The sequence below is a fragment of the Allofournierella sp. genome (assembly GCF_017889395.1).
GTDB lineage: Bacteria > Bacillota > Clostridia > Oscillospirales > Ruminococcaceae > Allofournierella.
This window is the reverse complement of the sequence record NZ_JAGHKE010000110.1, coordinates 1-6334: the sequence shown is the minus strand read 5'-3', so window position 1 is coordinate 6334 and position 6334 is coordinate 1. Positions and strand designations below refer to the sequence as shown.

7 protein-coding genes and 1 pseudogene are annotated in these 6334 nt (G+C 61.9%); all 8 read left to right on the top strand.

The window, feature by feature from the left end:
- Positions 1-512, top strand: a 512-nt coding sequence (locus J7G73_RS12000) for an ABC transporter permease (protein ID WP_291246422.1), incomplete at its 5' end; no start/stop codon positions are given.
- Positions 509-1354, top strand: coding sequence for an ABC transporter permease (locus J7G73_RS11995; protein WP_291246421.1), 846 nt, complete (start codon positions 509-511; stop codon positions 1352-1354). The genes J7G73_RS12000 and J7G73_RS11995, both read left to right, overlap by 4 nt.
- Entirely contained in the window at positions 1354-2295 is a 942-nt protein-coding gene (locus J7G73_RS11990) for an ABC transporter ATP-binding protein (RefSeq protein ID WP_291246420.1), read from the top strand. The genes J7G73_RS11995 and J7G73_RS11990 overlap by 1 nt, the downstream gene beginning before the upstream one ends.
- Entirely contained in the window at positions 2292-2888 is a 597-nt protein-coding gene (locus J7G73_RS11985) for an ABC transporter ATP-binding protein (RefSeq protein WP_291246419.1), read from the top strand. The genes J7G73_RS11990 and J7G73_RS11985 overlap by 4 nt, the downstream gene beginning before the upstream one ends.
- Before the next feature lie 53 nt (positions 2889-2941).
- Complete coding sequence (larE, locus tag J7G73_RS11980; RefSeq protein WP_291246418.1) at positions 2942-3694, top strand: ATP-dependent sacrificial sulfur transferase LarE; 753 nt, start codon at positions 2942-2944, stop codon at positions 3692-3694.
- Positions 3695-3696: 2 nt separating this feature from the next.
- A complete protein-coding gene (gene larB / locus J7G73_RS11975; RefSeq protein ID WP_291246417.1) occupies positions 3697-4458 on the top strand; it encodes a nickel pincer cofactor biosynthesis protein LarB in 762 nt (253 codons plus the stop codon).
- Positions 4455-5840, top strand: a complete 1386-nt coding sequence (larC, locus tag J7G73_RS11970; RefSeq protein ID WP_291246416.1) for a nickel pincer cofactor biosynthesis protein LarC — start codon at positions 4455-4457, stop codon at positions 5838-5840. Before larB ends, larC begins: the two co-directional genes overlap by 4 nt.
- A gap of 369 nt (positions 5841-6209) precedes the next feature.
- Positions 6210-6334: pseudogene (locus tag J7G73_RS11965) on the top strand (spermidine/putrescine ABC transporter ATP-binding protein); the annotation flags it as partial.

Genomic DNA, 6334 nt, shown 5'->3' with positions numbered 1-6334 from the left:
TCTTCGGCGTCTGGCTCAAGCTGCTGCCGGTGGGGCTCAGTGTGCCCATCGGGCTGGAGGCCACCGCTGTCACCCTGGCGGACCGGCTGCTTCATGCAATCCTTCCGGCGCTGGCCCTCAGCATCACTGGCACCGCATCGGTCTGCCTGCACACCCGGCAGAAAACCATCCAGGCGCTGGAGTCGGATTTTGTGCTGTTTGCCCGGGCCAGGGGAGAGAGCGGAAAGGGCATCCTGCTGCGGCATGTGCTGCGGCATGTGCTGCTGCCTGCCATCACCCTGCAATTTGCCAGCCTGGGTGAGCTGCTGGGCAGTTCGGTGCTGGTGGAAGAGGTGTTTTCCTATCCGGGGCTGGGTCAGGCCACAGTGAAAGCAGGCCTTGGCGGAGATATTCCGCTGCTGCTGGGAATCACGGTAATCTGCAGCGCCATGGTCTTCGGTGCAAACTTCGCGGCGGACTGCCTGTACGGTCTGGTGGACCCCCGAATCCGAAAGGGGGCGGGCCGGACATGAAGCAGTGTTTTTATGAGCTTCGCCAACCCCGCACCGCCGCGCTGCTCCGGCTGATTTTTGCTGCTGCAATCCTGCTGGCAATCATGATCGCAGGTATGGCCTGTCGGGAGCAGGCCCTTGCCACGGATTTCACCCGCAAGAATCTGGCGCCCTGTGCCGAATATCTGTTCGGTACGGACTGGATGGGCCGGGATATGCTTACCCGTACCCTGAGCGGCCTTTCTTTGAGCATCCGCATCGGTGTGGTTACCGCTGCGGTGAGCGCAGTGGTGGCGCTGGCGGCGGGTGTGAGCGCCGCATTGCTGGGCCGCTGGGCAGACAGCGCCCTCACCTGGCTGATTGATCTGTTTATGGGCATCCCGCACATTCTGCTGCTGGTGCTCATCTCCTGCGCCTGCGGGCGCGGGTTCTGGGGTGTGACCATCGGCATCGTGGCCACCCACTGGATGAGCCTTGCCCGGCTGATCCGGGGCGAGGTGATGCAGCTGCGGCAGAGCGGTTATGTGCAGGTGGCGCGCAAGCTGGGGGCTTCCCCGGCAGCCATCGCGGCCCGGCACATCCTGCCCGGCGTGCTGCCCCAATTCTTCACCGGGCTGGTGCTGATGTTTCCCCACGCTATCCTCCATGAGGCCAGCGTGACCTTTCTGGGCTTCGGTCTGACCAGTGAACAGCCTGCGGTGGGCGTGATCCTTTCGGAAAGCATGCAGTATCTGGCCACCGGCCGATGGTGGCTGGCGCTGCTGCCCGGTCTGTGTCTGGTGGCGGTGGTGCTGCTGTTTGAGTTGGCGGGCAAAAGCCTGGCGGCGCTCTGGTCAGTGAACGCGGAACAGGAGGCGGCATAATGGAAGAAAACAGACAAAAAGCCCCGCTGCTGCAGGTGCAGGGGCTTACGGTGTCCTTTTCCCGGTACGCTCAGGGCTTCCGGCGGATGACGCTGCCCGGCGTGCGGAATCTGAGCTTTTCGCTGGATGAAGGCGAGCTGGTGGCGGTGGTGGGCGCGTCGGGCAGCGGAAAAAGCCTGCTGGCTCACCGGTTGCTGGGGATCCTGCCTTACAATGCCCAGGTGGGCGGACAGGTGCTCTATCAGGGCCAGCCGCTGGACGACAAGCGGGCCGAAAAGCTGCGGGGCCACGAGATTGTGCTGGTGCCCCAGAATGTCTCCTATCTGGACCCGCTGATGCGGGTGGGCGAGCAGGTGAAGGGCGAAAAGGGGGATGCACAGAAGGCCTCGGCGGCGCTGCGGCGGTATGGTCTCGGCTCCGAGGTGGAGAAGATGTATCCCTTTCAATTGTCCGGCGGCATGGCCCGGCGGGTGCTGATTGCCACCGCGGTGCAGCATGCGCCGAAGCTGGTGGTAGCGGACGAACCCACTCCCGGCCTGCATCCCGAAGCCGCCCGGCGGGTGTTGGGCCACTTTAAGGAGCTGGCCCAGGCAGGCGCGGGCGTACTGCTGATTACCCACGATCTGGAGGCCGCACTGGAAGTGGCGGACCGGGTGATTGTGCTCTATGCGGGCGCGGCGGTGGAAGAAGCTCCGGCGGCCAGCTTTGCCGCAAAGGAGCTGCTGCAGCACCCGTATACGCAGGCCCTCTGGCAGGCCAGTCCCAGCCATGGATTCGTGCCGCTGCCCGGCACCCAGCCGGTGGGCCAGCTGCCGGAGGGGTGTGCCTTTGCGCCCCGTTGCCCCAAGGCGGGGCCGGAATGCCGCAAAGGTGCTGTTGCCTATGAAAAACGGGGTGGAGGTCATGTGCGCTGCCTGCACCCGGAAGGAGAAAACGCATGACGCTGGAAGCAAAGAATCTCAGCTTTACCTACCCCTGCGGGCGGAGTGTGCTGCAAAACCTGTCTCTGCGGGTGAAAAGCGGCGAGCGGGTGGGTATTTTTGCCCCCAGTGGCCGGGGCAAAACCACCCTGTGCAAGCTGCTGGCGGGCTACGAGAAGCCCCAGTCCGGTCAGGTGCTGCTGGACGGCAAGTCTCTTGCCAGCTATCGGGGCTACTGCCCGGTACAGCTGATCTGGCAGCATCCGGAGCAGGTGGTGGACCCTCGGCTGACTTTGGGCAAAACCCTGCGGGAGGCAGGGGAGCCGGAAGAACGGCTGGTGCAGGCGCTGGGCATTCAGCCGGAATGGCTCAGCCGTTATCCGGCAGAGCTGTCCGGCGGTGAGCTGCAGCGATTCTGCATCGCCCGGGCACTGGGGCCCGCCACCCGGTTTGTGCTGGCGGATGAACTCAGTGCCATGCTGGATCTGGCGACTCAGGCACAGCTGTGGAGCTTTCTGGTGGAGGAAACCACCCGCCGGGGCATCGGTTTGGTGGCGGTGAGTCATTCCGCCCCGCTTCTGGATCGGGTCTGTACCCGCCGGATTGAGCTGTAAAGTCTTTTTTAAATCGTGTATAATCAAGAAAAAACAAGGAGCAACCACTCACCATGACATTGCAGGAGTTTTTTGTGCAGCATCCCCGTCTGGCCCTGGGCCTTTCCGGCGGGGTGGATTCTGCCTATCTGCTGGCTGAGGCCGTGCGCTGCGGCTGCCAGATTCAGCCCTATTTTGTGGACAGCCCCTTCCAGCCCCGCTTTGAGCTGGAGCATGCCCGCCGCCTGTGCGAAGAGCAGGGGGTGGAGTTGAAGGTGCTGCCCGCCCAGCCGCTGGCGGACGAAAACGTGCGGCAGAACGGTCCGATGCGCTGTTATTACTGCAAAAAGCAGGTGTTCGGGGCGATTCTGGCCGCCGCCAAAGCGGATGGCTTCGAAGAGATTATCGACGGAACCAATGCCTCGGATGATGCATCCGACCGCCCCGGCATGCGGGCGCTGGAGGAGATGCGGGTCTACAGTCCGCTGCGGCTGTGCGGCGTGACGAAAGCACAGGTGCGGCAGGCCTCCCGGGAACTGGGCCTGTTCACCTGGAACAAGCCCGCTTATGCCTGCCTTGCCACCCGCATCCCCACCGGCACCGCCATCACTCCCGAGGCGCTTCAAAAGGTGGAAGCGGCGGAAAACGAGCTCTTCCGGCTGGGCTTTTCCGATTTCCGGGTGCGCTGCATGGGCAACACCGCCAAGCTGCAGCTGCCTGCCGCCCAGTTCGGCAAGGCGCTGGAGCGGCGAAAAGAGCTGGTGGATGCATTGAAACCGCAATTTGCAGCGGTCGTATTGGATCTGGAACCCCGAGGGGAGGAATAAGAATGGAAAAACAGGAGATGCTCACTCTGCTGGAGCAGGTGCAGCAGGGAGCGCTCACGCCCGAACAGGCACTGCTTCAGATGAAGCTGCAGCCTTTTCAGGACCTGGGCTATGCCAAGGTGGACCACCACCGGGGCCTGCGTCAGGGCGCGCAGGAAGTAATCTACGGCGCGGGCAAGACCGCCGAGCAGATCGACGGCATCCTCACAGCCATGGAAAGCCGGGACGCCACCGATATCATCGTGACTCGCATGAGCCAGCAGGCGGCGGACTATGTAGCCCAGCGCCATCCGATGGACTACGACCCCATGTCCCGGTTGGGCATTGTGCGGCCTACCGGCAAGATCACCGCGCCCGGTTACATTGCGGTGGTTTCCGGCGGCACCAGCGATATGGCGGTCTGCGAGGAGGCCGCCCGCACCGCCATTGCCATGGGCAACAAGGTGGAGCGGCTGTACGATGTGGGCGTGGCCGGGCTGCACCGGCTGCTGTCCCGGCTGGATGTGCTGATGCAGGCCCGTGTGGTGATTGCCGTGGCAGGCATGGAGGGTGCGCTGGCCAGTGTGGTGGGCGGCCTTGTGGATTGCCCGGTGATCGCGGTTCCCACCAGTGTGGGTTACGGCGCTAATTTCAACGGCCTGTCTGCACTTTTGTCCATGCTTAATTCCTGTGCCAGCGGAGTGAGCGTGGTGAATATCGACAATGGATTCGGTGCGGGCTATCTGGCCAGCATGATCAATCATATGGGAGGCAGTGACCAATGAAAACCTTATACATCGAATGTGCCATGGGCGCGGCGGGCGATATGCTCGCCGCTGCGCTGCTGGACCTGCTGAGTGTGGAGGAGCAGCAGGCATTTCTGGGGCAGATGAACCGGCTGCTGCCAGGGGTTCAGGTCAAGGTGAATCCCGCACAGAAATCCGGTGTACAGGGCCTGCATGTGCAGGTGCTGGTGAACGGGGAAGAGGAGCACAGCCACGACCACGGCCCGGTTCATCCGGAGGTGCATCCCGCTCCGGCCGTTCATGACCATCCTCACGAACATATGCATGAACATGACCACCATCATGACCATGATGATCCCCATGACCACGACCACGTTCACGAGCATCATCATGACCATGTGCACGAGTACGGCCACGACCATCCCCATGAACACGATCATGGCCACGGGCATCATCATCACGCCACCATGGCCTGGGTGGAACATACCATTCAGGAAACTGCTTTGCCCCCGGAGGTAAAGGAGCAGGCGCTGCAGGTTTACCACGCCATTGCGCAGGCAGAAAGCGCTGCCCACGGCTGCCCGGTGGACCAGGTTCACTTCCACGAGGTGGGCGCGCTGGACGCAGTGGCGGATGTGACCGCCGTCTGCCTGCTGCTGCACATGCTGGCGCCGGAAAAGGTTATTGCCAGTCCGGTGCATCTGGGCAGCGGTCAGGTGCGCTGTGCCCACGGTATTCTGCCGGTGCCTGCGCCTGCCACAGCCTATATTCTGCAGGGAGTTCCCGCCTACACCGGTTCCATTCGTGGGGAGCTGTGCACCCCCACCGGCGCGGCATTGCTCAAGACCTTTGCTCAGTCCTTTGGCCCCATGCCGGTCATGGTCACCGAAAAGGTGGGCATCGGTGTGGGCAACAAGGATTTTGAAGCCGCCAACGTGCTGCGGGTGTTCTGGGGCAGCGATGCCAGCCAGGTACAGCAGGAGAGCGATCAGATTGTGGAACTGCGCTGTAATCTGGACGATATGACCGGCGAGGCCATCGGCTACGCTTCGGAGCTGCTGCTAGAAGAGGGCGCGCTGGATGTGTACACGGTGCCCATCCAGATGAAAAAGAGCCGCCCGGCGGTGATGCTCTGCTGCCTGTGTCATGCGCCCCAGCGGGATAAGCTCACCCAGCTGATGCTGCGCCACACCACCACCTGGGGCGTTCGCGCCAGCGTGATGGATCGCAGCGTGCTCACCACCCGCATGGTGCCGGTGAAGACCAAGTACGGGGTCGTCCGCGTCAAGCAGGGGACCGGCTACGGGGTAAAAAAGTGCAAGGTGGAATACGGTGATATGGCTGCAGCCGCTGCACAGGCCGGGGTGGAGCTTGCCAAGGTGGAGCGCGCCGCCCGCAAGGCCTTCAAAAAGCAGGGCTGAACCCTTTGTAAAACCTGAGAAAAATCCTTGTGAATAAAAGAAAACGCAAGGATACAGGAGCAAACCAAAAATAAACCCATAAAACGCTGGATTTCCGCTTGCAGGTGAGGAAATCCAGCGTTTTTTTGCATTTTTTGAAAAACTGCTTGACATTGTCAGGTCCAGCTTGTATAGTAGCAGTTGTGCCCGGCACGCTATAAGGGGAAAGTGCGCCTTTTTGCCGGGTACATAGGCGCTGGATGTACCGCTGTAACCGGCCAAAGCTGCAACGCTTCGGCCGGTGTAACAAACCTTTTGCGGGGTGGTACCATGTGCGCCGCCTGTGTATGCAAACCACGGCAAAATTCCGCAAAGGGGGAATCAAAAACAATGAGTAAAATCGTATCACTGCAGAACATTGTTGTTGGCTTCGACGGGGAGAACGTGCTCAACGGTCTCTCGCTGGACATTCACGACAAGGAGTTCGTCACCTTCCTGGGCCCTTCCGGCTGCGG

Coding starts and splice junctions, on each gene's coding strand:
- larC (WP_291246416.1), top strand. CDS start 4,455: ATGAAAACCTTATACATCGAATGTGCCATGGGCGCGGCGGGCGATATG.
- larB (WP_291246417.1), top strand. CDS start 3,697: ATGGAAAAACAGGAGATGCTCACTCTGCTGGAGCAGGTGCAGCAGGGA.
- J7G73_RS11985 (WP_291246419.1), top strand. CDS start 2,292: ATGACGCTGGAAGCAAAGAATCTCAGCTTTACCTACCCCTGCGGGCGG.
- J7G73_RS11995 (WP_291246421.1), top strand. CDS start 509: ATGAAGCAGTGTTTTTATGAGCTTCGCCAACCCCGCACCGCCGCGCTG.
- larE (WP_291246418.1), top strand. CDS start 2,942: ATGACATTGCAGGAGTTTTTTGTGCAGCATCCCCGTCTGGCCCTGGGC.
- J7G73_RS11990 (WP_291246420.1), top strand. CDS start 1,354: ATGGAAGAAAACAGACAAAAAGCCCCGCTGCTGCAGGTGCAGGGGCTT.